Origin of the sequence: Mycobacterium gastri (assembly GCF_002102175.1) — a bacterium.
Lineage (GTDB): Bacteria > Actinomycetota > Actinomycetes > Mycobacteriales > Mycobacteriaceae > Mycobacterium > Mycobacterium gastri.
The window spans coordinates 18,842-43,047 of record NZ_LQOX01000089.1 but is presented as its reverse complement, the minus strand read 5'-3'; the positions used below and the strand labels follow the sequence as shown (position 1 = coordinate 43,047).

Sequence of the window (24,206 nt, the reverse complement as noted above, 5' to 3'; positions counted from 1 at the left end):
GGAGACCCATTTTCGCGGGCATTCCTTACCTGATGCATGGATCAGATCTCGCGGGCATCTTGACTTGATGCATCACGGACCCGCCGGCGCGGACCCTGGCGGCCACGCTGTGCGGCGCACGTTCGGCTTCATGAGCCCCGTGTCCCTTTCCCCTGGTGGGCCACCAAGGGACTTTATGCCCTACCAGGGTGGGGTATTTGGACGTACTTTCCGAAACCATGACGAAAATGCCGAAATCCGGGCAGACGCGGCAACCGCGGCCGGCCAATGACGGTTCCCGCACGATTGTTGCGGGACGGCCAGGGATCCTCCACCCGCCCGAGGCGACGGCGCCGACCACGCCGCGGTTATAACGGCCCCCGATGCAGACCCGGTGTCGGGTTGCCACAACCCCAGTTGAGCGTCGGCGCACCGCCTGCCCAAATCCTCCCTCAATACCTACTCAAGCCGCTGGATTACTGCCCACAGAAGGGGGCCAAAAATGACCACAAAAGTTCGGCGCCGTATCGCGTTCTTGGCCGCCGGCCTGGGCGCAGCTCTCGTAGTGGGCATTCTCCTGCTTCCGCCGGTCGACGCCGTTCTCAACAACGGCTCCATGTCGGAGATCATGATGTCGAACATCCCTGAGATGCCCATCCCTCCGACTATCCACTATGGGGCAATCGCCTATGCTTCAAGCGGCGCGTCCGGCAAGGCGTGGCATCAGCCCACCCCGGCACGAGCAGCGCAAGTCGCATTAGAGCAGTGCGGCGACAAGAGTTGCGAAGTATTCAGCAGCTTCAAGCAATGCGGCGCTGTCGCCTATAACGGCTCGAATTACCAAGGGGGAGCCGGCCTCACGCGCCGCGCAGCAGAAGACGACGCCATGAACCGCCTGGGCGGTGGCTGGGTTGTCAACTGGGCGTGCAACTAACCGTCCCTACTGCTCGATTCGCCGATAAGTACTGCAGCAACATCCTGGTTATCACCTGGACAGTTGCGTGAGCCAGGCAGTCGATCTTCGGCGGTCGCACGCCAGCGCCGCATGGGCTATTCGGAGCGCAAGTCCGGCCGGTATTTGGCCAGCAGCGTTCGCACGGTGTCCATGGCGGCCACGGCTCGTTCCTTGTCCACGGCCTGAATCGCCATCACCGGGATGTACTCGTCGTCGGGCAAGTCGATCCGCGCCCATCGGCTGCCACCCGGAAAGGACACACCGACCACCTCCGGCCAGGCAAGCAGCTTGTAGCCCAAGAGATTACGTACCGAAAGGCCGGCCGGCCCCACCCGCAGCCGGGGTCGGGTCAACAGCAGCGCAGCTCCGGCAAAAATCAGCCCCAGCGCGCCCATCGCCACCTGGTCGGCGGTCCGCAGGACCACGCCGGTGGTCCCGACCTTCAGCAGCATGCCCACCGCGACATGCACCGCCACAATCAGGAACGCTGCGACGCAGGCGAATATCGGCGTCCAGTAAGGACGCAACACCACGTCCCAGTCGTCATGCTTGGAGTCCGCCGTCACGACTGAACGCGTAGCCCACGCAAGGTCAGCGCGGTGGTCAGGGCCGCCGCGGTCGCCTGCGCGCCCTTGTCCTCCGCCGACGTCGGAAGCCCGGCCCGATCCAGGGCCTGCTCCTCGGTGTTGGTGGTCAGCACCCCGTTGGCCACGGGTGTCGACTCGTCCAGCGAAACGCGCGTCAGCCCTTGGGTTACCGCATCGCAGACATAGTCGAAATGCGGTGTCTCACCACGGATTACCACGCCCAGCGCGACGACGGCGTCGTGCTGGCGGGCCAATTCCTGTGCCACTACCGGAATCTCGATTGCACCCAGTACGCGCACCACCGTCGGGTTGTCAATGCCGGACCCGGCAGCCACCTTGCGCGCGCCGGCAAGCAGCGCGTCACAGATTTGGCTGTGCCAGGTGCTGGCCACAATCGCCAGCCGCACGCCGGACGCGTCAAGCGCCGGGATGTCTGGGACGCCGGCCCCACCGCTCACAAAGCACCACCGAATTCGCCCGGCAGCGGAACCGATTCCTGGAAATGACCGAATTCGTCCAACCCCACCAGATCGTGGCCCATCCGGTCGCGCTTGGTCATCAGGTAGCGGATGTTTTCCGCATTGGCGCGCACCGGCAGCGGCACCCGCTCGATGATGTGCAGTCCGTATCCGTCCAGCCCGACCCGTTTGGCCGGGTTGTTGGTCAGCAGCCGCATCGACCGGACCCCGAGGTCGACCAGGATCTGCGCGCCGATCCCGTAATCCCTTGCGTCGGCAGGCAATCCGAGCTTGAGATTGGCATCCACGGTATCGGCGCCCGCGTCCTGCAATTGGTAGGCCTGCAATTTGTGCAGCAGGCCGATGCCACGGCCCTCGTGGCCGCGCATGTACAGCACCACGCCACGCCCCTCCCGCGCGACCATCGCCATCGCGGCGTCTAGCTGAGGTCCGCAGTCGCAGCGGCGCGACCCGAACACGTCCCCGGTCAAGCATTCGGAGTGCACCCGCACCAGCACGTCGTCGCCGTCAGCGTTCGGGCCAGCGATCTCGCCGCGCACCAGCGCCACGTGTTCGACGTCCTCATAGATGCTGGAGTAACCGATGGCGCGAAATTCCCCATGCCGGGTCGGGATCCGGGCTTCGGCGATTCGCTCGACATGTTTCTCGTGCTTGCGGCGCCATTCGATCAAATCGGCGATGGTGATCAGAGCGAGGCCGTGCTCGTCGGCGAACACCCGCAACTCGTCGGTCTGGGCCATCGCCCCTTCGTCTTTTTGGCTGACGATCTCGCAGATGGCGCCCGCGGGTTGCAGTCCCGCCAGCCGCGCCAGGTCGACGGCCGCCTCGGTGTGGCCGGGGCGGCGCAACACGCCGCCGTCCTTGGCCCGCAACGGAACGACGTGACCTGGACGGGTGAAGTCGTCGGCGACGCTGGCCGGGTCGGCCAGCAACCGCATGGTGGTGGCCCGGTCGGACGCCGAAATACCGGTCCCGATGCCTTGTCGGGCATCGACGGTGACGGTGTAGGCGGTGCCGTGCTTGTCCTGGTTGACCGCGAACATCGGCAACAGCCCGAGCCGGTCGCAGATCGAGCCGTCCAGCGGTACGCAGAGGTAGCCGGAGGTGTAGCGAACCATGAAGGCGACCAACTCCGGAGTGGCCTTCTCGGCGGCGAAGATCAGGTCGCCCTCGTTCTCGCGGTCCTCGTCATCGATGACGATGATGGCCTTGCCCGCCGCAATGTCGGCAACCGCCCGCTCGACGGAATCCAGCCTCGTCATCGTTGTTACCTTTGCTGTCGGTGAGCCGGGCCGGTAATGCCCGCATGTCGCATTCAGTATGAACCACGCTGCCGCCTCGGATGTCGCCTTGTTCAGTGAGATGGCTCATTCGCGTGCTTGCTGATCAGGTAGTCGGCAATGCCGTCGGGCCACCGTTCACCGGTGCGCATTCATTCATGACTCGTCATAGGGTGGATCGGCGCCTTCCGCCTTCGCGGCCGCAGCGGTTCTGATCGGCGTCACGTCATTCGTCGGGTCTCAGTACGGCGAACTCGGCATCAGTCCGCCGGTTGACGCCCTATTTCGAAGCAATGTTGCTGACTTTATTGAGTTATTCCGCTATCGGTGTTTCGCCGCCGTTGGAAAAGCGCGACCAAGCGCGGACGGGCGAGCGATAATCGTCGCCGTTTTCCTCATCGACATCGACTGCCATCGCGCGCCCTACTGGCTCACAACACGGGGGCATACCGAGGGGCGCGCTCGCCGTGCTAAGCGGGGTTCTCGGTTGCCGCCGCGTTTCCGGTGTTGGCCTGCAGCAGCCGTTCAACATACTTGGCCAGCACGTCTACTTCGAGATTCACCCGAGTCCCCACCGGCGCAGAACCCAGCGTGGTCAACTCCCGAGTCGTCGGAATCAGCGAGACCTCGAACCAGTCCCGCGGCTCGGCGCCGAGCCCGGAAACGGTCAGCGAAATGCCGTCGACCGTGATCGATCCCTTCTCCACGATGTAGCGAGCCAACGCCGCGGGAACCTCGATCCGCACCACTTCCCAATGCTGCGACGGTGTCCGGGCCACGATCTCGCCGGTCCCGTCCACATGCCCCTGCACGATGTGCCCGCCGAGCCGGCTGTTGAGCGCGGCGGCTCGCTCCAGATTGACCCGGCTGCCCTCTCGCAGATCGCCGAGGCTGGACCGGTTGAGCGTCTCGGCCATCACGTCGGCGGTGAACTGGCCGTCGGGCAGCACTTCCACCACGGTCAGGCAGACGCCGTTGACGGCGATGGAATCGCCGTGGCCGGCATCGGAGGTGACGACGGGACCGCGGATGGTCAGGCGCGCCGCGTCGGTAAGGGTGTCCCGCCCGGTCACCTCACCGAGTTCCTCGACAATTCCGGTGAACATCGCACCAGGCTAGTGGCCCCGGGTGGCCCCGGGTTAGCCGGCATGACCGCGTGGCCCCGACCGAGCGCGGGCCCTGCGTTGCCCGGAGCGGTCATCGGCACCCTCTACGATGCTGGGTATGCAACCCCCCAGACGTCACCGCCGTCTCTTCGCTGTTCTCGCCGCCCTCAGCCTCGCCGCCACCGTGGTCGCGGGCTGCTCGTCGGGCAAGAAGGACAGCGGCGGACCACTACCCGACGCGACGGCATTGGTGAAGCAGGCGACCGACAAGACCAAGACCGTCAAAAGTGCGCATCTGGTCCTGACGGTGAACGGCAAGATTCCGGGATTGTCGATGAAGACGCTGACCGGCGATCTCACCACCAATCCCACTGCCGCCAAGGGCAACGTCAAGCTCACCCTCGCCGGGTCTGATGTCGACGCCGACTTCGTCATCTTCGAGGGGATCCTGTACGCCACCCTCACACCCAACAAATGGAGCGACTTCGGTCCGGCCGCCGACATCTACGATCCCTCGCAGATCCTCAACCCTGACACCGGGCTGGCCAACGTGCTGGCGAACTTCACCAACCCCAAAGCCGAAGGGCGCGACACCATTAACGGACAAAGCACCATCCGCATCAGCGGGAAAGTCACGGCGGACGCGGTGAATCAGATCGCACCGCCGTTCAGCGCGACCGATCCGGTGCCGGGCACCGTGTGGATCCAGGAGAACGGCGACCACCAGCTGGCCCAGGTTAAGTTGGATCGGGGTTCGGGCAATTCCGTCCAGATGACCTTGTCGAATTGGGGCGAGCAGGTGCAAGTCACGAAGCCGCCGGTGAGCTGATGGCTACGCAGACGGAACGCCGGGTAGCGATCAGCGCGGGCAGCCTCGCAGTGCTGCTGGGTGCCCTCGACACCTATGTCGTGGTCACCATCATGCGCGACATCATGAACAGCGTCGGTATCCCGGTGAACCAGCTGCAGCGGATCACCTGGATCGTCACGATGTACCTGCTGGGCTACATCGCCGCGATGCCGCTGCTGGGCCGGGCCTCCGACCGGTTCGGCCGCAAGCTCATGCTGCAAGTCAGCCTGGCCGGCTTCGCCGCAGGTTCGGTGATCACCGCGCTGGCCGGACACTTCGGCGATTTCCACATGCTGATCGCCGGGCGCACCGTCCAGGGGGTTGCCAGCGGCGCACTGCTGCCGATCACCCTGGCGCTGGGCGCCGATCTCTGGGCGCAGCGCAACCGCGCCGGTGTGCTCGGCGGCATCGGCGCCGCGCAGGAACTCGGCAGCGTGCTGGGTCCGCTGTATGGGATCTTCATCGTCTGGTTGTTCCATGACTGGCGCGACGTGTTCTGGATCAACGTCCCGCTCACCGCGATCGCGATGGTGATGATCCACTTCAGCCTGCCCTCTCATGACCGCAGTGCCGAGCCGGAACGGATTGACCTCGTCGGTGGTCTGCTCCTGGCCACGGCGCTGGGTCTCGCGGTGATCGGGCTCTACAACCCCAACCCCGACGGCAAACAGGTGCTGCCGAGCTACGGTTTGCCGCTGGTGATCGGCGCGGTCGTGGCCGCGGTGTTGTTCTTCGTCTGGGAGCGCATGGCCCGCACCCGGCTGATCGAACCGGCCGGTGTGCATTTCCGGCCGTTCCTGTCCGCGCTGGGCGCATCGGTGTGCGCCGGCGCGGCGTTGATGGTCACGCTGGTCAACGTGGAGCTGTTCGGCCAGGGTGTGCTGGATATGGACCAGGCCCAGGCGGCAGGGATGCTGCTGTGGTTTTTGATCGCCCTGCCGATCGGGGCGGTGGCGGGCGGGTGGATCGCCACGCGGGCCGGCGACCGGGTGATGACGTTCATCGGGCTGCTGGTGGCCGCCGGCGGTTACTGGCTGATGCACTATTGGCCGGTGGACCTGTTGGCCTATCGGCACAGCATTTTCGGCTTGTTCACGGTGCCCGCGATGCACGCCGATCTGCTGGTCGCCGGGCTGGGGCTCGGTCTGGTGATCGGGCCGCTGTCCTCGGCGGCCCTGCGGGTGGTCCCCTCCGCGGAGCATGGCATCGCCTCAGCGGCGGTGGTGGTGGCGCGGATGACCGGGATGTTGATCGGGGTGGCCGCGCTGAGCGCCTGGGGGCTGTACCGGTTCAACCAGATATTGGCGGGGCTGTCGGCGGCCGTCCCGCCCAACGCCACGCTGCTCGAGCGTGCGGCCGCGATCGGAGCCCTGTACCGGCAAGCGTTCGCCTTGATGTACGGAGACATCTTCAAGGTGACGGTGGTGATTTGTGTGTTCGGAGCGCTGCTGGGCCTGTTGGTCAGCGGCCGCAAGGAGCATGCCGAGGAGCCGGAACTCCCCCGGCACCAGGCCGTCGCACCCCGGCAATGAGCGGCTAACGCGGTATCAGGCTGAGCAGCAGATCCGGTCCCACTTTTTCGACGGCGTCGAATTGCCACCGCAGCGCGTGTGCGATGCTGGACACCCCCACATCGTCGACGGCGGTGACCGGCCCGCCCAGCAGGATCGGCGCGACATAGGCCAGGATGCGGCTGATCGCCCCGCACCGCAGAAAGGCGCCGGCGACCGTGGGACCACCTTCCAGCATGACGTCGGTGTAGTCCAACAGCGCCCTGAGCACCTCCACGGGCTCGTGGGTACGAAGCACCATGGTCCGTGCGTCGTCGTTGAGAACCTTTGCCTCCGGCGGTATGTCGCGGGTGCCCACCACCACCCGCAGCGGCTGTTTTGCCGCCAGGGACCCGTCCGGCAGCCGGGCCGTCAGGACCGGGTCGTCGGCCAGGACGGTGCCGGTACCGACCACGATCGCGTCGGCGATGGCGCGCCGGCGATGCAGGTCGGCGCGCGCGGCCTCGCTGGAAATCCACTGGCTGGAGCCGTCGGCGGCAGCGCTGCGGCCATCCACACTGGTGGCGTACTTCCACGTCACGTGCGGTAGCCCGGTGCGTTGCTTGTGCAGCCACTCGCGCAGCGGACCGGCCGCCACGTGGTCGGCTAGCACCCCGGAGCGCACCTGCACGCCCGCTGCCGACAACCGCCCGGCACCGCCCCCCGCGATTCCATTGGGGTCGGCTACGCCGTAGATCACCGTGCCCACCCTGGCTTCGATCAGGGCGTTCACGCATGGCGGCGTCTTGCCGTAGTGGTTGCAGGGTTCCATGGTGACCACCGCGATGGCGCCGGCGGCCAAGCCGCCGGCCCGGCGAAGTGCCACCACCTCGGCGTGGTCGCCGCCGGTGGGCTGGGTGCCGCCGACGCCGACCACCCGGCCCTCGGTGTCGACGATGACCGCCCCGACGGGCGGGTTCGGATACGTCGAGCCCTTGACCAGGTAGGACTGCTCGATGGCGAGGCGCATGGCGTCCTCGATGCTCTTGACCTGCTCGACAGTCATCGGCTGCTCACCGGCCACGGTAGTGTGACGCGGCCCTGGCGCGTTGCCGAAGTGCCTCTACCGCCCTGGCCGGGTCGTCTGCCCCATACACCGACGATCCGGCGACAAAGCAGTCGACACCCGCCTCGGCCGCCTGCTCGATGGTGTCCGCGTTAACGCCGCCGTCGATCTCGATGAGGATCTTCAACTCACCCGAATCGACCATCTTGCGCACCGCCCGCACTTTGCTCAACACCTCGGGAATGAACTTCTGGCCGCCGAAGCCGGGCTCCACCGACATGACGAGCAGGGTATCGAAGTGCGGCAGGATCTCCAGATACGGCTCCAGCGGCGTCCCCGGCTTCACGCTGATACCCGCTTTGGCACCCGCTGCCCGGATATCGCGGGCCACCCCGACCGGATTGTCGGCGGCCTCGGCGTGAAACGTGACGTTATGGGCGCCGGCTTCGGCGTAGGGCGGAGCCCACCGGTCCGGGTTCTCGATCATCAGATGACAATCCATGGGGATGCGGCTTACCGCCAGCAGGCTTTCCACCACCGGCAGGCCGATCGTCAGGTTCGGCACGAAGTGACCGTCCATCACGTCGACATGCAACCAGTCGGCACCGCGCACTGCGGCTGCTTCGTCGGCGAGCCGGGCGAAATCGGCAGCCAGGATCGACGGCGCAATCATCGGCCCGCCCGTGCAGCAAGACATGAGCGACAGACTACTGAGCCCGTCGGCGCGACGTGCGACGCGCACCGGCGCGTCACGCGAGCCGTTGCAGCGCGGCAGCGAACATCGCGTCGGTGCCGTGCCGGTGTGGCCACAACTGAACGTAGGGTCCGTCGCCGAGCCCCTTGGTGACGGGTTCGAACAACGGCCAGGTGTCCAGCGCGGCCACCGGATGCCGGCGCAGGGCGTCGGCCACCACTCCCACGGTCTCGGCGAGGTGCGGTGAGCAGGTCGCGTAGAGCACCACACCGCCCGGCCGAGTCAGCGCAATCGCGGCAGCCAGCAGCTCGCGTTGCAGTTTGGCCAGCGCTGGCACGTCAGCCGGCTGACGGCGCCAGCGTGCCTCCGGACGGCGGCGCAATGCGCCCAGCCCGGTGCACGGGACATCGACCAGCACCCGGTCAAAGCCGGGGTCGAGCCCGGTCTGTCGACCATCGGCCTGCACCACGTCGACCGGCAGCCCGCGGGTGTGAGCTGCCACCAGCTCCGCGCGATGCGGTGACGGCTCGACAGCGGTCACCCGGGCCCCTGATGGCACACCCAAGCCGGCTAGCAGGGCCGTCTTACCACCTGGTCCGGCACACAAATCCAGCCACCGGCCAGTGTCCGCCTCGACCGGAGCCAGCGTCAGTGCCCGGGCCACCAACTGGCTGCCCTCGTCCTGGACCAGGGCTTGTCCGTCGCGCACCGGCGCCAGCTGTGCCGGGTCGCCGCCGGGCAGGTACACCGCGTACGGCGAATACCGACCGACGGCGCCGCCCACCGCAGCAGCGAGCTCGGCGGCTGTCAGTACCCCGGGGCAGGCCGCCAGGTGCACCAGTGGCCGTTCGTCGTCGCTGGCCAGCACCGCGTCGAGCTCTGCGGCGGCGGCGCCCAGGGTGTCGGCGAAGGCCTGGGCGATCCAGCGGGGGTGGGCGTGCACGAAGGCGAGATACCCGATTGGGTCGCTGCGCGGGTCGGGAGCCAGCTCGTCCACCCAGCTCCGCTCATCACGCCCGGCGATGGCTCTTAGTACAGCATTGACGAATCCTGCTCGCGCCGAATCGAATTCGATGCCGGCCTGGTCGACCGTGGTGGACACCGCGGCGTGGGTGCCGACTCGGGTGCGCAGCAGCTGGTAGGCGCCCAGCCGCAGCAGGTCGAGCAGAACGGAGTTGATCGCCTCCGGTGCGCGTCCGGCGGCGGCACCGATGATCGCGTCGAGCAGGCCCCTGACGCGGCACGTCCCGTAGGCCAACTCGGTGGCAAACGCCGCGTCGCGGCCGGTGATGCCGCGTTCCCGGAGCAGGGCGGGCAGCACCAGGTTTGCGTAGGCGTCCCGGCTGCTTACCGCACGCAACGCATCGAACGCCGCGGCGCGCGCCGGGTCCAGCGGACGGCGGCGGCCTCGTTCACCGGTTCGGGAACGTTGATCCTTAGCGGTCACGAGGCCCGCGCGCCGGGGTCCAGGCGGGCGCCACGCGCCCAGTCGGCAGCGTCCATGAGCTTCTTGCCCGGTGGCTGAACCTGGCCCAGCCGCACCGGTTCGGAGCCGGTGCCGATCCACACACTCTTGCGGTCTACGTGAATCGCGCCGGGCGGCAACGATTCCGGGGGTTTTGCTGCACCGTCGAGCCGTACCGGCCCGACCTTGACCCGCAAGTCGCCAATGATCGTCCAGGCGCCCGGGTTGGGCGTGACGGCGCGGATGCGACGTTCGACGACCGCCGCCGACAGTTCCCAGCGCACCCGGGCCTGCTCCACAGTGATCTTCGGCGCCAGGCTGACCCCGTCCGCCGGCTGTGGTCGCGGGGTCAGCTGCTGCTCGGCAATGCCGTCCAGGGTGGCGGAAAGCAAGGCCGCACCCGAAATGGCAAGTCGCTCAAGCAGATCACCCGCGGTGTCGGTCGGCCGAATGGCTTCGGTGACCACACCATAGACGGGGCCGGAGTCCAGACTGGGCTCGATCTGGAAGGTTGTGGCGCCGGTGATGGTGTCCCCGGCGGCAATCGCGGCCTGCACCGGCGCCGCGCCGCGCCAGGCGGGCAGCAGCGAGAAATGCAGGTTGACCCAGCCGCGCGGCGGAATCGCCAGCAGCCCGTCGCCCAGCAGCGCCCCGTAGGCCACCACCGCGCAACACTGCGGCGCCACCTCCGACAGTTCGGCGACGAACTCCGCAGAGTTGGGCCGCGACGGCCTTAGCACCGGTATGCCGCGATCGAGTGCCTCGCGGGCCACCGGCGACGGCTCCGGCCTGCCTCGCCGCCCGGAAGCGGCGTCGGGACGGGTCAGCACCGCGACCACATCGTGACGAGGCGAGTCGATGAGGCTACGCAGTGCCGGCAGCGCGGGTTCGGGCGTGCCCGCGAAAACGATGCGCACCGCAACAGTCTAGGTAGCCCGCCAGCCGCACCGACGTGTCGCGGGCCACAATCCGGGCCCGCCAAATTCTCAGCCAGTTATAACCTTGCTAATGCATACTATATCCTAGGGAAACGATCTCTCTCCCGAGTTTCCCACCGAGCCTGCGACGACGATGTCGACGTAACGCAGCCCTTCCCCTTCCCAAAGGAGCTCTCCATGACTCTCGACACACCGATCCGCGAAGACGCCACGCTCGCGGCCACGCACCGCGCGATGTGGGCCCTCGGCGACTACGCCCTGATGGCCGAGCAGGTGATGGCCCCACTCGGCCCGATCCTGGTCGCTGCCGCGGGCATCGGGCCGGGCGTGCGGGTGCTCGACGTCGCGGCCGGTTCCGGCAACATCTCGCTGCCGGCGGCCAAGGCCGGAGCCACCGTCGTTTCCACCGATCTCACCCCGGAGCTGCTGCAGCGGTCTGCGGCACGCGCCGCGGAGTTGGGGCTGACCCTCGAGTACCAGGAAGCCAACGCGCAAGCTCTGCCATTCGCCGAGGGCGAGTTCGACGCCGTGATCTCGGCGATCGGCGTCATGTTCGCCCCGGATCACCAGTGCTCGGCCGACGAGTTGGTCCGGGTCTGCAAGCCGGGCGGAACCATCGGCGTGATCAGCTGGACGCCGGAAGGATTCTTCGGCCGGATGCTGGCCACCATCCGGCCCTACCGCCCGAGCCTGTCGGCGGCGTTACCCCCGTCGGCCCTGTGGGGCCGGGAAAACTACTTCCGCGGCCTGCTGGGTGATCGAGTCACCGATGTCAAGACGCGTCGCGAGCCGTTGAAGGTCACGCGTTTCAGCACCGCGCAGGACGTCCACGACTACTTCAAGACTCACTACGGCCCGACGATCGAGGCCTACGCCAACATTGGCGACAACGCGGTGCTGGCCGCCGAACTCGACGCCCAGCTGGTCGAGCTGGCGGCGGAGTATTTGACCGGCGGCGTCATGGATTGGGAGGTCTTGATCGGCACCGCGGTCAAGATCTGAGTCGGCTCACGCCGTGTCGGGCCATCCGCCGCCCAGGCGACCGGCCCGACACGGTACTGCGGCGTGCTACAACTCCATGTCGACATGCGCGTCGGGTTCGCCACCGGCGGCGGTAAACGCCGTCAGGGCACGCACCAAACCATGACGTTCGGCCGGCGGCATTTGCTCGACGATGCGGGCGATTTCGGCACGCCGAAGAGCGGTGACCCGGCGGACCAGATCCCGGCCCCGCTTGGTCAGCACGGCGAGCAATTCACGCCGGGAGTTCGGGTGCGGCTGACGGTCGATCATCCCCGCGCCGACCAGCCGGTCGACCATCCGGCCGGTCGCCGACGGCTGCACGCCCAGCAGGGTCGCCAGGGTGGCCAAGTTGATCGGACCTCGACTGGACAGAATCACCAGGGTCCGGAACTGCGGAATGGTGATCGTCTCATCGATCTGCGCGATGGAATGAGCCGAGATGGCTACCAGCAACCGAGACGCCGTCAGTAGCGAATCGGTGATCGCATCCACCGATTCCTCAGCTGCCGTCACATTCTCCGTGGACATCATGGCCCCCTTCCCCGGTCCACCGGGTCGTCAACTTTCGTCGTCGCCTTACACGGGCTGCAGCAAAGTAAAGTCTAACAGCGTCCGATAGTCGTAGACATAGACTATTGACCGGCTATATATTTTCTTCCGGGCATGATCGGATTCGGTTGCCGAAACCTGCAGCCCGCCGCCGACGACGCCGTCGCCCCCTGAGCTGTCCACTGTCGGCAGGAGATCCGATGGCTCATGACACCCCGTCAGCGAAAGCCAGGCCCCGGCCACCACTCACCGGGACATGTGGGCACTGGGCGACTACCCCGCGATGGCAGCCGAGGTGTTGGCACCGCTTGGCCCAATCCTGGTCTCCGCCAGCCAGGCTGGACACCGAACTCAGCGAGCTCAGCCGCGAATACTTCACCTACGGCGTGATGGAGTGGGCCGGAACTAACCCCGGAACTAACCCCGGAACTAACCCCGGAACTAACCAATGTGCAGCGGGTCGATCTGCACCCGCACCGGCTCGTGGGGTTGACGTGCGCTGAGCACGGAGACCCCGCGCCGCAGGCAGGCTGCCAGTTCCAGGCCGTGCTCACGGCGAACCCGCACCAGCATCCTGGTGACGGTCGCTCCGGCGGGGATGCCGGCCGGTCGGCGCACGCCGGGCGGCAGATCGACCGGGCCGAGCAACTCGGCTTGGAAGCGTTCGGGGTCGGGCAGCCGGGCCGCAGCAATCAGTGCCCTCACCGCCTCGGCAGTGCCGTCGAGGGCTGCGATGTGCACGCTCGGCGGCAGCCCCACTTCGCTGCGGGCCATCAGCTCGGCCTCGGCATGGCCCACCGGGTCCCAGCGAATCAGGGATTGCACCGTCGGGATGGCTGATTCGGCGACCACCATCACCACGCCGCCGTCAGCCCGCGACCGCACCAGCGCCGCCGCCGCCATCCAGCGCCAAAGCGCGTCCTCGGCGGCGCGCAGGTCCTGTCGCCCCAGCAGCGCCCAGGTGTCCAGCAGCAGCGCCGCCCCGTACCCACCGGACGCCCGGGGTTCGGCTCCGGGGGTCGCGACCACCAACGCCGGACGGGCGGCAACCTCGGGGACGACGGCATCGCCCGACGAGGTGATCACCGCCGTACCCGGGAACGCCCGGCCGAGCTCTTCGGCGGTCCGCCGGGCCCCGACCACGACGGCACGCACCCAATCCGATCCGCAACGAGCGCAGCGCAGCGCCAGCTCGGTGCGACCGCACCAGCGGCACACCGCCTCCGGCCCGCCGCGCTCCTGCAGCGACAACGGACCGGTGCAGTGCCGGCAGCGGGCGATCGCCCGGCAACGACCGCAGGCCAGCGACGGCACATAGCCGCGGCGAGGCACCTGAACCAGGACCGGTGCCGCGGCCTGCAGCGCGGCGCGCGCGGCGCGCAGGGCGATGGACGGCAGTCGGGCGGTGCGGGCGGCCGGGTCGCGTTCCTCGGCGTACCCGCTGTCGTCGAGGGCGACGACGCGCGGGCTGCGTGCCCGCACCACGGGGCGGGCCGCGACGATGTCGTGGGCCCAGCCGCTGCGCACCAAGGCGTGGGCTTCGGCGGTTCGCGCGTAGCCGCCGATCAGGGCCGCGCACCGGGCCTGATGAGCACGCAGCATCGCCACCTCCCGAGCATGAGGGTAAGGCGCCCGCGGCTCGGCCAGGCTGTCGTCGCCGTCAGCCCAGACCATGACCAGCCCCAGGTCCGTCAGCGGCGCGAACACGGCGCTCCGGGTACCGATCACCAGCCGCGCGCTGCCCCGCAGCGCGGCCAGCCACCTGCGGTAGCGCGCGGCCGGTCCCAGGCCGGCCGACAGCGCCACCACGCTGGACTCGTCGATCCGGGCCGTCGCGGCCTGCCACAACGTGTCCAGATCGCGTTGATCAGGCACTATCCCCAGGACCGCACGGCCGGCGCGCACCGTCTGCGCGGCGGCCTCGGCGAAGCGATCCGCCCACCGCTCCCCCGGCAACGCCTGCCACACCGCGCGCGCGGCCCGAGCCTGGGCGAGCGCGGCCAGGAACTGGCCACCGCGGCCGTACAGCTGCCAGCCCGACGGGTCGACCGGGTCGACATCGGGCCGGTCGGCGATCAGCTCGGGTTCCCGTTCCACCCTCGCGTGCCGGGCCGGAATGGCCAGCCGCAACACGTCGGCCCGGGTGCCGGCATAACGGGCGGCCACCGCGTCGACCAACCGGCGGATTTCCGGGGTGAGCACCGGTTCGGCCGACACCACCCGATCCAGCCAACCCAGCTTGCCCTGGTGGTCGGTGTCGTTGCGGCGCTCCAGCACGAACCCGTCGACCAGCCGGCCATGGAACCGCACCCGTACCCTCACCCCCGGCTGGGCGTCGTCGGACTGCTCGGCCGACACCAAGTAGTCGAATTCGCGATCCAGGTGCGGTACCGACAGCATGGGAAGGATTCGAGCGATCGGCTCGATCTGGAGGGGCGTCCGGTCGAAACCGCGAGATACGTTGCTGGACAATCCGCTTAGCTGTCAGCCGGCGCGGCGGTGCTATCCGGGATTTCTCGCCCGAAGAAGAACCCGGCCGTGATCAGGATTTCCGCGGCGGCGTACGACCACCAGATTGGGACCGCCAGCGCTTCGTTGCCCAAGATGAATCGGCTGATCGCGATCATCGAATCCGATACCGCGAAACTCAGCGCTCCGACGGCCGTCCAGATCGTCGGCAGGCGCGCCAAAAAAGCGGTGCACACCATCGCCGTCAGCGCCAGGAGGTAGACGGTCACCGGAACCGTCAGCTTCTCCTGGGCCAGGTGCGGCCAGAACCAGACCAACAGGGATACCGCTCCCACACACATCAGCACCACCGGAGCCAGGCGCGCACGCGACGGGGCCCGCCCCAGCGCCAGGGGCAGCATTGCGCCCAGAAAACACAGGTGCGCCAACAGGAATGAGCCGAGTCCGAAGACGAATGACTGTGTCCACCACGGGATGGCCAACAGCCAGTCACCGGCGGCCGAGAACAGCAGCGCCGGCACCAGCCACCGCCGCTCACGCGCAATCGGGTGGGCAACCGCCGCCAGAGCCAGCAGCACCGCCATCGACGCCTTGAACGGGGGCTGCAGAATCCAGTGTCCGGTCAATTCGGTGCCCGGCGGGCGGCTGATCGCGATCACGGTCAAGTACACGCCGTAAGCCAGACCCGCCCACCCGGCCACCACCCAAGCACCGGTCACCAGACGAGATGCGTACGGTACCTGCATGCCCAGCTTGGACCAGACCGCCGACGAACGACCCGCTCTCGACTCCATCCTGCTGAAGGTACTGGATGCGGTTCCCTTTCGGCTATCTACCAACGACGGAATCGACGCCATGCGCCAGCGGATGCGCGATTTGCCGCGCCGACCAGTACACCCCGACCTACGTGTCGAAGACCTGTCGATCGACGGGCCAGCCGGCGGCATCGGCATCCGGATCTATTGGCCGCCAACAGATTCCGTTCAAGGCAGTGCCCCGCCGGTGGTGCTGTACTTCCACGGCGGCGGTTTCGTGATGGGCGATCTCGACACCCATGACGGCACCTGCCGTCACCATGCCGTGGGCGCCGGCGCGGTGATCGTGTCGGTCGACTACCGGCTGGCGCCCGAGCATCCCTATCCCGCCGCCGTCGAAGACGCCTGGGCCGCAACGTTATGGGCCGCCGAACGGGCTGCCGACATCGGGGCCGACAGCACCCGGCTGGCGGTCGCCGGGGATTCGGCGGGCGGCACCATCGCCGCGGTGATGGCCCAGCAAGCTCGTGACAATGCCGGACCGAACCTGGCTTTCCAGCTGTTGTGGTATCCCTCCACGATGTGGGACCAGTCGCTGCCGTCGTTCACCGAGAACGCCACCGCGCAGATCCTGGACGCCAAGGCGGTGGCCGCGTTCTCTCGTTGGTACGCAGGCGGAATCGACTTGTCCGACCCGCCGGCGGGGATGGCGCCGGGCCGGGCGGAGAACCTGGCCGGCCTGCCGCCGGCCTACATCGGGGTCGCCGGATACGACCCGCTGCGTGACGACGGCATCCGCTATGGCGAGCGGCTGAGCGCCGCCGGCGTGCCCGTCGAGGTGCACAACGCCGAGACGATGGTGCACGGCTACGTCGGCTACGCCGGTGTGGTGCCGGCGGCCACCGCCGCGATGGATCGCGGGCTGACGGCGTTGCGCGAGGCGTTGCACGGGTAGCCGTAGCTTCCTAGTTTCGCTGTGGATACGCGCTGGGTGCCACGCCGTACCACCGTTTGAAGGCGTGCGAGAACGTCGAGACCTCGGTATAGCCCAGCCGCCTGGACACCTCTTCGGTGGTCAGACCGACATTGCACAACAAGTCGACGGCCACGGTGGAGCGCGCCTCGTTCAGCAAGGCGCGAAAAGACGTGCCCTCCTCGGCAAGCCTGCGCCGCAGGGTGCGCGGATGCAGGCCGAGCTCGGCCGCGACGTCGGGCAGCGCCGGAAATAGTCCGGAATCACGAAACAGCTTGGTGCGCACCAGCGCAGTGATGCCCTGGCGTTGCTCATTGCGCTGCATCAGCACGTCGCACTGCGCCATACACATTTCCAGGGTGTGGCGATCTGCTTGCGGCAACGGCTCGTCGAACATGGCACGCGGGAAGTGCAACCTGTTGTGGGCCCGGCCGAATGCGACGTGGTGAATCGGCACCAGTTCGAGCAGCGGCCGCAACAACCGCTCGTCGACCGCCACTTCCGCCGACACCTGCTCGGCATACTTGGCCGCCACCGGCAATGCGAAGCTTGTTGTGGTGGCTAGGATTCCGGCGATGTCGCGTTCGATGAAAAACCGTCGCACGTCGGCCGGCAAGTGACCGGCGTCCAGCTCGAGCAAACAGTCGCCGGCCGTTTCGAACAACCGGACGTCGATGTGCAACATCGTCAGCGCAAAGTAGCGCATCGCGATGTTGAAGAGTTCGCGCAAAGTGGCACAAGACATCACCGCAAATCCGAACAGTCCCAAATGGGTGAGCGTGAACCGGCTTCCCACGTCGACCCCGATCCCGGCATGGTCCGGCAACCGGGCCAGCAACCGGCGGACGGCAAGGATCTCGTCGCCGGCGCTGATGACGGCATCGGGATCATCGAGGTCCGCCGGCCCGATCGCGGTGCCGGCAAGCACATCGCTGGTGGGCACCCCGTGCTCGTTGGCCACCTCGCAGAGCACCCGGGTCGCATAGACCCCGTGACTCACCTCGGCCTGCGCATGTTCCATGATCTGTCCTAAATTCCCAACTCTTTGTCCCATAGTCTCATTACCCGCGGCCGGCGCCGCCCATACAGTGAGCTCATGGCCAGTGTGATCGCCGACCGACCCTTGAACCGGCCGGCCAGACGTCTGAGCACCTGGACGATGACGCGTGAGGCCCTCACCGTCGGCTTCGATGCCGGCGACGGCTTCCTAGGCCGGGTACGCGGCAGCGATATCGTCCGATTCCGTTGCGGTGGAAGACGTTTCATTTCCATCACGCATCCAGGCTATATCGACCACGTGTTACACGAGGCGCGGCTGAAATACGTCAAGTCCGACGAATACGAGCCCATCCGAGCGGCTGCCGGCATCAACCTGCTCACCGATGAGGGCGACTCGTGGGCCGCGCACCGCGGCGTGCTGAACCCGACTTTTGCCCGGCGGCACCTCAACGGCCTCGTCGACTTGATGATCGACCCGATCCAAGACGTCACCGCCGCGGTCGTGTCGTCCACGCCGTTCGACATGCACGAGGCGATGGTCCGGGCAACCCTGCGCGTGGTCGCCAATGCCCTGTTCAGCCAGGACTTCGGGCCGCTGGTGCACAGCATGAATGACCTGGCGACCCGCGGGCTGCGCCGGGCCGAGAAGCTGGAGCGTCTGGGGTTGTGGGGGCTGATGCCGCGTCCGGTCTACGACGCGCTGGTCTGGTGCACTTTTTCCGGCGTCCGGCTGCCGCCGCCGTTACGGGAGATGCAGGACATCACGCTGGCGCTCGACGCGGCGGTCAACGCGGTGATCGACGACCGGCTGGCCCATCCGACGCACTCCGAAGACCTGCTGAACGTGCTGCTGCACGCCGACGGCGCAAACTGGCCGCGCCAGCGGGTCCGCGACGAGGCGCTGACCTTCATGCTCGCCGGTCACGAAACCACCGCGAACGCGATGTCGTGGTTCTGGTATCTGATGGCGTTGCACCCCGAGGCCCGTGACCGGATGCTCGCCGAGGTCGACGACGTGCTGGGGACCAGCCGGCCGACCGCAGACGACCTGGGCAAGCTGCCGTGGACGACAGCCTGCTTGCAGGAATCGCAGCGCTACTTCTCCTCGGTGTGGGTGCTGGCCCGCAAGGCCGTCACGGACGACGTCGTCGGCGGGCACCACGTCCGCCGCGGAACCACCGTCGTCATCCCGATCCACCACATTCACCACGACCCGCGCTGGTGGCCCGACCCGGAGAAGTTCGATCCCGGCCGGTTTTTGGGCAGCGGCGCCAAGGACCGTCCCCGCTCGGCCTATCTGCCGTTCGGAGGCGGCCGTCGTATCTGCATCGGACAGAGCTTCGCCCTGATGGAAATGGTGTTGATCGCGGCAATCATGAGTCAGCGCTTTGTCTTTGACCTCGCGCCGCACTACCCTGTCGAACTCGAGGCGACGCTGACCCTGCGACCCAAGCACGGGCTGCACCTCATCGGAAGCGAGCGCTCATGAAGCCCGACTACCAGATACTGATCGTCGGCGCCGGATTCTCCGGGATCGGTGCGGCGATCAAGCTCGACCGGGCCGGGTTCCACGACTATCTGCTGATCGAAGCCGGCGACGGAGTCGGCGGAACCTGGTACTGGAACACCTATCCCGGTATCGCCGTGGATATTCCGTCGTTTTCCTACCAGTTCTCGTTCGAGCAGAGCGAGCGCTGGTCGCGCACCTACGCACCCGGCCGCGAACTTCGGGCATACGCCGAGCACTGCGTCGACAAATACGGAATCCGGTCGCGCATCCGCTTCAACACCAAGGTGCAGGCCGCCGAATACGACGACGAGCAGCGTCTGTGGCGGATCCAGACAGACCCCGGCGATGTGGTGACCGCCAGGTTTGTGATCAACGCCAGCGGCGTGTTGACCGTGCCGAAACTGCCCGACATCGACGGGGTGGACTCGTTCGACGGCATCACCATGCACACCGCGCGATGGGACCACAGCCAAGACCTGACCGGTAAGCGCGTCGCGATCATCGGCACCGGCGCGTCGGCGGTCCAAGTCATCCCCGAGATCGCGCCAATTGTCAAACACCTCACCGTTTTTCAGCGGACACCCATCTGGTGCTTCCCGAAATTCGACGTGCCGCTGCCGGCGGCGGCCCGCGGGGCGATGCGCATTCCTGGCGGCAAAGCCGTCCAGCGGTGGCTCAGCCAGGCCTTCGTGGAAGTGACCTTCCCGATCTCGGCGCACTACTTCACGGTGTTTCCGCTGGCCCGATGGAGCGCGGTACTGGGACGGCGGTATCTGCGCCAGCAGGTGGAAGACGCGGTGGTACGCGACCAACTCACGCCGCGCTACGCGGTGGGCTGCAAACGGCCGGGCTTCCACAACAGCTACTTGTCCACCTTCAACCGCGACAACGTCCAGTTGGTCACCGAACCGATAGACAAGATCACCCCGTCGGCGGTGGCCACCACCGACGGCGTCGACCACGAGATCGACGTGCTGATCCTGGCGACCGGCTTCAAGGTGCTCGACACCGACGACGTGCTCACCTATCCGGTGATGGGGCGCGGCGGCCGATCCTTGAGCCGATTCTGGGACGAACACCGAACTCAGGCTTACGAGGGCGTCAGCGTCCCCGGTTACCCCAACTTCTTCACGGTGTTTGGCCCCTACGGCTATGTCGGCTCGTCGTATTTCGCGCTCATCGAGGCGCAGACCCACCACATCCTGCGGTGCCTCAAGCGAGCCCGACGAGACGGCGCGACCCGTGTCGAAGTGACCGAGGAAGCCAACGCCCGCTATTTCGCCGAGGTGATGCGCCGCCGGCACCGCCAGGTCTTCTGGCAGGACAGCTGCCGGCTGGCCAACAGCTACTACTTCGACAAGAACGGCGACGTGCCGTTGCGCCCGACCACGACCATGCAGGCCTACTGGCGCAGTCGCCGCTTCGATCTCGACGACTACCGCTTCACCGGTTAGCTTCACCGGCGCTCGCGTAGGCTCGACAACCATGGCGAAGGTGTTCTCTCACATCGACGAGTCGTTAAGGGAGTTCATCGGCAAGCAGGCCATGTTCTTCGTTGCCACCGCGCCGTCGGACGGCGGGCGAGTCAACCTCTCCCCCAAGGGATACCGCGACACCTTCGCGGTGCTCGACGACCACACCGTCGCCTACATCGACTTGTTCGGCAGCGGCGCCGAGACCATCGCTCACCTGCGCGACAACAGCCGGATCACCATCATGTTCTGCTCGTTCACCCGCAACTCCCGGATCCTGCGGCTGTTCGGCACCGGACGAGTGGTGCGCCCCGACGAGGCTGAATTCGACCGCATCCGAAGGCATTTCGGAACGCTACACCCGGGGGCCCGGGCCGCCATTGTAGTCGACGTCGAGCGGATCGCCGATGCATGCGGCTTCGCGGTGCCCTACTACGAGCTGGTCGACGAGCGGCCGGTGCTCGACGCCCACCACGCCAAGGCACCCGAGGAAGCCTACGTCCGCCTGGTCGAGCGCACCCGCCGCAGCATCGACGGCCTGCCCGCGTTGGAGCCCGACCACCCGTTGCCGCCCAGCGTCGAGCAATGAGCGCAGGTCAGCTCGCGCCGGGAACTAGATGGCGCGCTTGAGGTCGTCGACCTTGTTGAGCTGCTCCCACGGCAGTTCGATATCGGTGCGGCCGAAGTGCCCGTAGGCAGCCGTCGGCGCATAGATCGGGCGCAGCAGGTCCAGGTCGCGGATGATCGCCCCGGGCCGCAAGTCGAACACCTCACCGATGGCCTTTTCGATCTTGACCGGGTCGACCGTTTCGGTGCCGAACGTCTCGACGAACAAGCCCACCGGGGCGGCTTTACCGATGGCGTAGGCCACCTGCGCCTCCACCCGCTCTGCCAGCCCGGCTGCGACGACGTTCTTGGCCACCCAGCGCATCGCGTACGCCGCCGACCGGTCCACCTTGGACGGGTCCTTGCCGGAGAACGCGCCGCCGCCGTGACGGGCCCAGCCGCCGTAGGTGTCGACGATGATCTTGCGGCCGGTCAAGCCGGCGTCACCCATGGGCCCGCCGAGAACAAACTTGCCGGTCGGGTTCACCAGCACCCGCACCTGTGAGGCATCCAGCGTCTGGTGGGCCAATTCGTCGAGCACACTCGTGAGCACGTGCTGGCGGATGTCAGGATCCAGCGTCTTCTCCAGGTCGACGTCGGCGGCGTGCTGCGTGGAGATCACCACGGTGTCCAGCCGCACCGGCACGTTGTCCTCGTAGGCGATGGTGACCTGCGTCTTGCCATCCGGGCGCAGGTAGGGCAGCACGCCGTTCTTGCGGACCTCGGTCAGCCGCCGCGACAGCCGGTGGGCCAGCGCGATGGGCAGCGGCATTAGTTCAGGGGTGTCGTTGATCGCGTAGCCGAACATCAGCCCCTGGTCGCCGGCGCCCTGAGCGTCCAGCGGGTCCGCAGCACCCTCGACCCGCGCCTCATGGGCGGTGTCGACACCTTGAGCGATGTCGGGTGATTGGGCGCCGATGCCGATGTTGACTCCGCAGGATGCCCCGTCGAAGCCCTTGTCCGACGAGTCGTAGCCGATCTCCAAAATTCGGGCGCGCACTGTGTTGGTGATGTCGGCGAACGCCGCTTTCGCCGTGGTGGTCACCTCGCCCACCACGTGCACCTGCCCGGTGGTCACCAGCGTCTCGACCGCGACGCGTGAGCGGGGATCCTCCGCCAGAAGCGCGTCGAGGACCGAGTCGCTGATCGCATCACAGATCTTGTCGGGATGTCCTTCGGTCACCGACTCACTGGTAAACAGCCGACCCTTTTCGCTCACTCTGCGTCCTTCCAATAATTAGGTAGCCGAATTATATCCTCCGGCAACAATTTCAGTTCGTCCACTCGGGCAAGGGATCGTCCAGCACCTCTCCAGCCGCCGTACAGGCCTACACCCGCCGATCCGCTACCCGATACAGCCATGCAAAAACGCGACGATCGCGTCAACGATACGACTGGCCATCAGCGTCTTGGAACCGTGCTGCAGCGCCGACTCGGTTCCGTCGGAAGCCAACAGCCAGCCATCGTTGTTGTCCACCTCGAAGGCCCTGCCGTCACCGACCGCGTTGACGACCAGCAGATCGCAGCCCTTGCGTCGCAGCTTTTCCCGGGCGTGGAACAGCACATCGCCGTTGGCGTCACCGGTCTCGGCGGCGAACCCCACAATGGCCCGCATATTGGGCAGCTGTCCATGCTCGCGGGCGCGCACCACGCCGGCCAGCACATCGTCGTTGCGGACGAGCTCAATCGTCGGCGGCCCGGCCTGGTTGTCCGGGCCCTTTTTTATCTTGGCTGCCGATACCTGCGCGGGCCGGAAGTCGGCGACAGCTGCCGCCATCACCAGCACGTCGACCTCAGGTGCGTGCTTGGACACCGCGTCGCCGAGTTGCTGCGCCGAGCTGACGCGCACCACGTTGACACCGGCAGGGTCGATGAGCCCGGCCGTATGTCCGGCGATCAGCGTGACCTCGGCGCCGCGCTGGGCGGCGACCCGCGCGACGGCATATCCCTGCTTGCCGGAGCTGCGGTTGCCGATGAAGCGCACCGGGTCGATCGGCTCACGGGTGCCGCCGGCGGTCACCAGGAGTTTGCGGCCGGCAAGGTCGTAGTGCAGGGCGTCGTGCCGCTCCAGCAGCAGCTGGGCAAAAGTGGTGATCTCCTCGGCCTCGGGCAATCGTCCCGGGCCGCTGTCACTGCCGGTGAGGCGCCCGAATGCGGGTTCGAGCACCACCGCACCGCGGCGGCGCAGGGTGGCGACGTTGTCGACGGTGGCCGGGTGCAACCACATCTCGGTGTGCATCGCCGGCGCGAACAGCACCGGACATCGCGCCGTGAGCAGAGTCGCGGTCAGCAGGTCATCGGCGCGGCCGTGCACCGCCCGGGCCAGCAGGTCGGCGGTGGCCGGTGCGACGACGACGAGGTCGGCCTGCTGTCCCAGGTGAACGTGTGGGACGGCGGGCACGTCGTCGAAAACGTCGGTGCGCACCGGCTGACCGGAGAGCGCCTCGAAGGTCGCCGCCCCGACAAAGCGCAGCGCGGATTCAGTGGGGATGACCCGGACATGATGCCCGGCCTCGGCGAGCTGACGAACGACTGTGCAGGCCTTGTAGGCGGCGATACCACCGGAGACGCCGACTATGACCTGTTTGGGGATCCGCTTTCGGTCCATCCGGGGCCCGGCCCTGTTACTCGCCCTCGGTGTGCTCGAGCAGATCGGCGTGGATCTCGCGCAGGGCGATGGATAGCGGCTTTTCCTGCAACCCGGGCTCGACCAGCGGACCCACGTACTCCAGGATGCCCTCGCCGAGCTGGTTGTAGTAGTCGTTGATCTGGCGGGCACGCTTCGCCGCGTAAATCACCAGGGCGTATTTGCTCGAGACGCGGTCCAGCAACTCGTCGATGGGCGGGTTGGTGATGCCGAGCGGGGTGTCGTAGGCCCCAATTCCGGCTGATGCCGGATCGAACTGATCCGGAGCGGAACCGGCTAGCGGCGCGTCTGACTGCGGAATACTCACGAAAGAC

General features: G+C 67.2%; 23 protein-coding genes and 1 pseudogene. 9 read left to right on the top strand and 15 right to left on the bottom strand.

Going from position 1 to position 24,206, the window contains the following annotated elements; all coding sequences use genetic code 11:
- Positions 1-481 precede the first annotated feature (481 nt).
- A complete protein-coding gene (locus AWC07_RS08995; RefSeq protein WP_036414031.1) occupies positions 482-913 on the top strand; it encodes a DUF4189 domain-containing protein in 432 nt (143 codons plus the stop codon).
- A gap of 116 nt (positions 914-1,029) precedes the next feature.
- Here the strand turns inward: AWC07_RS08995 and AWC07_RS08990 are convergent, their stop codons facing one another.
- From AWC07_RS08990 to AWC07_RS08975, 4 genes are all read right to left on the bottom strand, one after another.
- On the bottom strand, positions 1,030-1,500 hold the full coding sequence (locus tag AWC07_RS08990; RefSeq protein ID WP_036414034.1) for a PH domain-containing protein: 471 nt from the start codon (positions 1,498-1,500) through the stop codon (positions 1,030-1,032).
- Positions 1,497-1,979: a 6,7-dimethyl-8-ribityllumazine synthase gene (gene ribH / locus AWC07_RS08985; RefSeq protein ID WP_036414037.1), complete on the bottom strand. Its 483-nt coding sequence runs from the start codon at positions 1,977-1,979 to the stop codon at positions 1,497-1,499. Before ribH ends, AWC07_RS08990 begins: the two co-directional genes overlap by 4 nt.
- Entirely contained in the window at positions 1,976-3,262 is a 1,287-nt protein-coding gene (locus tag AWC07_RS08980) for a bifunctional 3,4-dihydroxy-2-butanone-4-phosphate synthase/GTP cyclohydrolase II (protein WP_036414040.1), read from the bottom strand. Before AWC07_RS08980 ends, ribH begins: the two co-directional genes overlap by 4 nt.
- A 488-nt stretch (positions 3,263-3,750) precedes the next feature.
- Positions 3,751-4,386, bottom strand: a complete 636-nt coding sequence (locus AWC07_RS08975) for a riboflavin synthase (RefSeq protein ID WP_036414043.1) — start codon at positions 4,384-4,386, stop codon at positions 3,751-3,753.
- A gap of 118 nt (positions 4,387-4,504) precedes the next feature.
- Between AWC07_RS08975 and AWC07_RS08970 the strand changes: the two genes are divergently transcribed.
- Entirely contained in the window at positions 4,505-5,215 is a 711-nt protein-coding gene (locus tag AWC07_RS08970; protein ID WP_036414070.1) for an LppX_LprAFG lipoprotein, read from the top strand.
- Positions 5,215-6,768 (top strand): MFS transporter, encoded by a 1,554-nt coding sequence (locus AWC07_RS08965; protein WP_036414046.1) that lies wholly within the window; start codon positions 5,215-5,217, stop codon positions 6,766-6,768. Before AWC07_RS08970 ends, AWC07_RS08965 begins: the two co-directional genes overlap by 1 nt.
- Before the next feature lie 4 nt (positions 6,769-6,772).
- Here AWC07_RS08965 and ribD read toward each other — a convergent pair whose 3' ends face one another.
- From ribD to fmt, 4 genes are read right to left on the bottom strand one after another with little or no spacing between them, the layout of a single operon-like run.
- Positions 6,773-7,792: a bifunctional diaminohydroxyphosphoribosylaminopyrimidine deaminase/5-amino-6-(5-phosphoribosylamino)uracil reductase RibD gene (gene ribD / locus AWC07_RS08960; RefSeq protein WP_036414073.1), complete on the bottom strand. Its 1,020-nt coding sequence runs from the start codon at positions 7,790-7,792 to the stop codon at positions 6,773-6,775.
- 7 nt (positions 7,793-7,799) lie between these two features.
- Entirely contained in the window at positions 7,800-8,498 is a 699-nt protein-coding gene (rpe, locus tag AWC07_RS08955) for a ribulose-phosphate 3-epimerase (protein WP_139829611.1), read from the bottom strand.
- Between the two features lie 43 nt (positions 8,499-8,541).
- Positions 8,542-9,933 carry an RsmB/NOP family class I SAM-dependent RNA methyltransferase gene (locus AWC07_RS08950; RefSeq protein ID WP_051508013.1) on the bottom strand — a complete coding sequence of 464 codons (1,392 nt, stop codon included), beginning with the start codon at positions 9,931-9,933 and terminating at the stop codon, positions 8,542-8,544.
- Positions 9,930-10,868, bottom strand: a complete 939-nt coding sequence (fmt, locus tag AWC07_RS08945) for a methionyl-tRNA formyltransferase (protein ID WP_036414052.1) — start codon at positions 10,866-10,868, stop codon at positions 9,930-9,932. Before fmt ends, AWC07_RS08950 begins: the two co-directional genes overlap by 4 nt.
- A 198-nt stretch (positions 10,869-11,066) precedes the next feature.
- On the opposite strand from fmt, the gene AWC07_RS08940 reads away from it, so the two are divergent.
- Positions 11,067-11,891, top strand: a complete 825-nt coding sequence (locus tag AWC07_RS08940) for a class I SAM-dependent methyltransferase (protein ID WP_036414055.1) — start codon at positions 11,067-11,069, stop codon at positions 11,889-11,891.
- A gap of 66 nt (positions 11,892-11,957) precedes the next feature.
- On the opposite strand, the gene AWC07_RS08935 is transcribed toward AWC07_RS08940, so the two are convergent.
- Positions 11,958-12,443 carry a MarR family winged helix-turn-helix transcriptional regulator gene (locus AWC07_RS08935; RefSeq protein WP_425271235.1) on the bottom strand — a complete coding sequence of 162 codons (486 nt, stop codon included), beginning with the start codon at positions 12,441-12,443 and terminating at the stop codon, positions 11,958-11,960.
- 274 nt (positions 12,444-12,717) lie between these two features.
- Between AWC07_RS08935 and AWC07_RS29750 the strand changes: the two are divergent.
- Positions 12,718-12,795 (top strand): annotated as a pseudogene (locus AWC07_RS29750) (hypothetical protein); the annotation flags it as partial.
- Between the two features lie 107 nt (positions 12,796-12,902).
- Here AWC07_RS29750 and AWC07_RS08925 read toward each other — a convergent pair.
- The gene (locus tag AWC07_RS08925) at positions 12,903-14,861 is read right to left on the bottom strand and encodes a primosomal protein N' (RefSeq protein ID WP_036414062.1); all 1,959 of its coding nucleotides are present in this window, start codon (positions 14,859-14,861) and stop codon (positions 12,903-12,905) included.
- Positions 14,862-14,938: 77 nt separating this feature from the next.
- Positions 14,939-15,676 (bottom strand): lysoplasmalogenase, encoded by a 738-nt coding sequence (locus tag AWC07_RS08920; RefSeq protein WP_036414064.1) that lies wholly within the window; start codon positions 15,674-15,676, stop codon positions 14,939-14,941.
- On the opposite strand from AWC07_RS08920, the gene AWC07_RS08915 reads away from it, so the two are divergent.
- The gene (locus tag AWC07_RS08915; protein WP_085105036.1) at positions 15,675-16,640 is read left to right on the top strand and encodes an alpha/beta hydrolase; all 966 of its coding nucleotides are present in this window, start codon (positions 15,675-15,677) and stop codon (positions 16,638-16,640) included. The genes AWC07_RS08920 and AWC07_RS08915 overlap by 2 nt on opposite strands.
- Positions 16,641-16,650: 10 nt before the next feature.
- Here the strand turns inward: AWC07_RS08915 and AWC07_RS08910 are convergent, their stop codons facing one another.
- A complete protein-coding gene (locus AWC07_RS08910) occupies positions 16,651-17,679 on the bottom strand; it encodes an AraC family transcriptional regulator (protein WP_036420139.1) in 1,029 nt (342 codons plus the stop codon).
- Positions 17,680-17,754: 75 nt separating this feature from the next.
- On the opposite strand from AWC07_RS08910, the gene AWC07_RS08905 reads away from it, so the two are divergent.
- The 3 genes from AWC07_RS08905 to AWC07_RS08895 are packed head-to-tail and all read left to right on the top strand — an operon-like array spanning position 17,755 to position 21,228.
- Positions 17,755-19,146, top strand: a complete 1,392-nt coding sequence (locus tag AWC07_RS08905; RefSeq protein ID WP_036415753.1) for a cytochrome P450 — start codon at positions 17,755-17,757, stop codon at positions 19,144-19,146.
- Positions 19,143-20,621, top strand: a complete 1,479-nt coding sequence (locus AWC07_RS08900; RefSeq protein ID WP_036415754.1) for a flavin-containing monooxygenase — start codon at positions 19,143-19,145, stop codon at positions 20,619-20,621. Before AWC07_RS08905 ends, AWC07_RS08900 begins: the two co-directional genes overlap by 4 nt.
- Positions 20,622-20,652: 31 nt before the next feature.
- Entirely contained in the window at positions 20,653-21,228 is a 576-nt protein-coding gene (locus AWC07_RS08895) for a pyridoxamine 5'-phosphate oxidase family protein (RefSeq protein WP_036415757.1), read from the top strand.
- A 24-nt stretch (positions 21,229-21,252) separates the two neighbouring features.
- On the opposite strand, the gene metK is transcribed toward AWC07_RS08895, so the two are convergent.
- The 3 genes from metK to rpoZ form a co-directional block, all read right to left on the bottom strand.
- A complete protein-coding gene (gene metK, locus AWC07_RS08890) occupies positions 21,253-22,464 on the bottom strand; it encodes a methionine adenosyltransferase (RefSeq protein ID WP_036415760.1) in 1,212 nt (403 codons plus the stop codon).
- A 126-nt stretch (positions 22,465-22,590) separates the two neighbouring features.
- Positions 22,591-23,853 carry a bifunctional phosphopantothenoylcysteine decarboxylase/phosphopantothenate--cysteine ligase CoaBC gene (gene coaBC, locus AWC07_RS08885; RefSeq protein WP_036415763.1) on the bottom strand — a complete coding sequence of 421 codons (1,263 nt, stop codon included), beginning with the start codon at positions 23,851-23,853 and terminating at the stop codon, positions 22,591-22,593.
- Between the two features lie 16 nt (positions 23,854-23,869).
- The gene (rpoZ, locus tag AWC07_RS08880; protein ID WP_036415772.1) at positions 23,870-24,199 is read right to left on the bottom strand and encodes a DNA-directed RNA polymerase subunit omega; all 330 of its coding nucleotides are present in this window, start codon (positions 24,197-24,199) and stop codon (positions 23,870-23,872) included.
- Positions 24,200-24,206 lie beyond the last annotated feature (7 nt).

Bases quoted from the DNA above. Each gene is read 5' to 3' on its own strand.
- AWC07_RS08995 (WP_036414031.1), top strand. From the start codon at position 482: ATGACCACAAAAGTTCGGCGCCGTATCGCGTTCTTGGCCGCCGGCCTG.
- AWC07_RS08980 (WP_036414040.1), bottom strand. From the start codon at position 3,262: ATGACGAGGCTGGATTCCGTCGAGCGGGCGGTTGCCGACATTGCGGCG.
- AWC07_RS08975 (WP_036414043.1), bottom strand. From the start codon at position 4,386: ATGTTCACCGGAATTGTCGAGGAACTCGGTGAGGTGACCGGGCGGGAC.
- AWC07_RS08970 (WP_036414070.1), top strand. From the start codon at position 4,505: ATGCAACCCCCCAGACGTCACCGCCGTCTCTTCGCTGTTCTCGCCGCC.
- AWC07_RS08965 (WP_036414046.1), top strand. From the start codon at position 5,215: ATGGCTACGCAGACGGAACGCCGGGTAGCGATCAGCGCGGGCAGCCTC.
- ribD (WP_036414073.1), bottom strand. From the start codon at position 7,792: ATGACTGTCGAGCAGGTCAAGAGCATCGAGGACGCCATGCGCCTCGCC.
- AWC07_RS08940 (WP_036414055.1), top strand. From the start codon at position 11,067: ATGACTCTCGACACACCGATCCGCGAAGACGCCACGCTCGCGGCCACG.
- AWC07_RS08935 (WP_425271235.1), bottom strand. From the start codon at position 12,443: ATGATGTCCACGGAGAATGTGACGGCAGCTGAGGAATCGGTGGATGCG.
- AWC07_RS08925 (WP_036414062.1), bottom strand. From the start codon at position 14,861: ATGCTGTCGGTACCGCACCTGGATCGCGAATTCGACTACTTGGTGTCG.
- AWC07_RS08915 (WP_085105036.1), top strand. From the start codon at position 15,675: ATGCCCAGCTTGGACCAGACCGCCGACGAACGACCCGCTCTCGACTCC.
- AWC07_RS08920 (WP_036414064.1), bottom strand. From the start codon at position 15,676: ATGCAGGTACCGTACGCATCTCGTCTGGTGACCGGTGCTTGGGTGGTG.
- AWC07_RS08910 (WP_036420139.1), bottom strand. From the start codon at position 17,679: ATGGAACATGCGCAGGCCGAGGTGAGTCACGGGGTCTATGCGACCCGG.
- AWC07_RS08905 (WP_036415753.1), top strand. From the start codon at position 17,755: ATGGCCAGTGTGATCGCCGACCGACCCTTGAACCGGCCGGCCAGACGT.
- AWC07_RS08900 (WP_036415754.1), top strand. From the start codon at position 19,143: ATGAAGCCCGACTACCAGATACTGATCGTCGGCGCCGGATTCTCCGGG.
- AWC07_RS08895 (WP_036415757.1), top strand. From the start codon at position 20,653: ATGGCGAAGGTGTTCTCTCACATCGACGAGTCGTTAAGGGAGTTCATC.
- coaBC (WP_036415763.1), bottom strand. From the start codon at position 23,853: ATGGACCGAAAGCGGATCCCCAAACAGGTCATAGTCGGCGTCTCCGGT.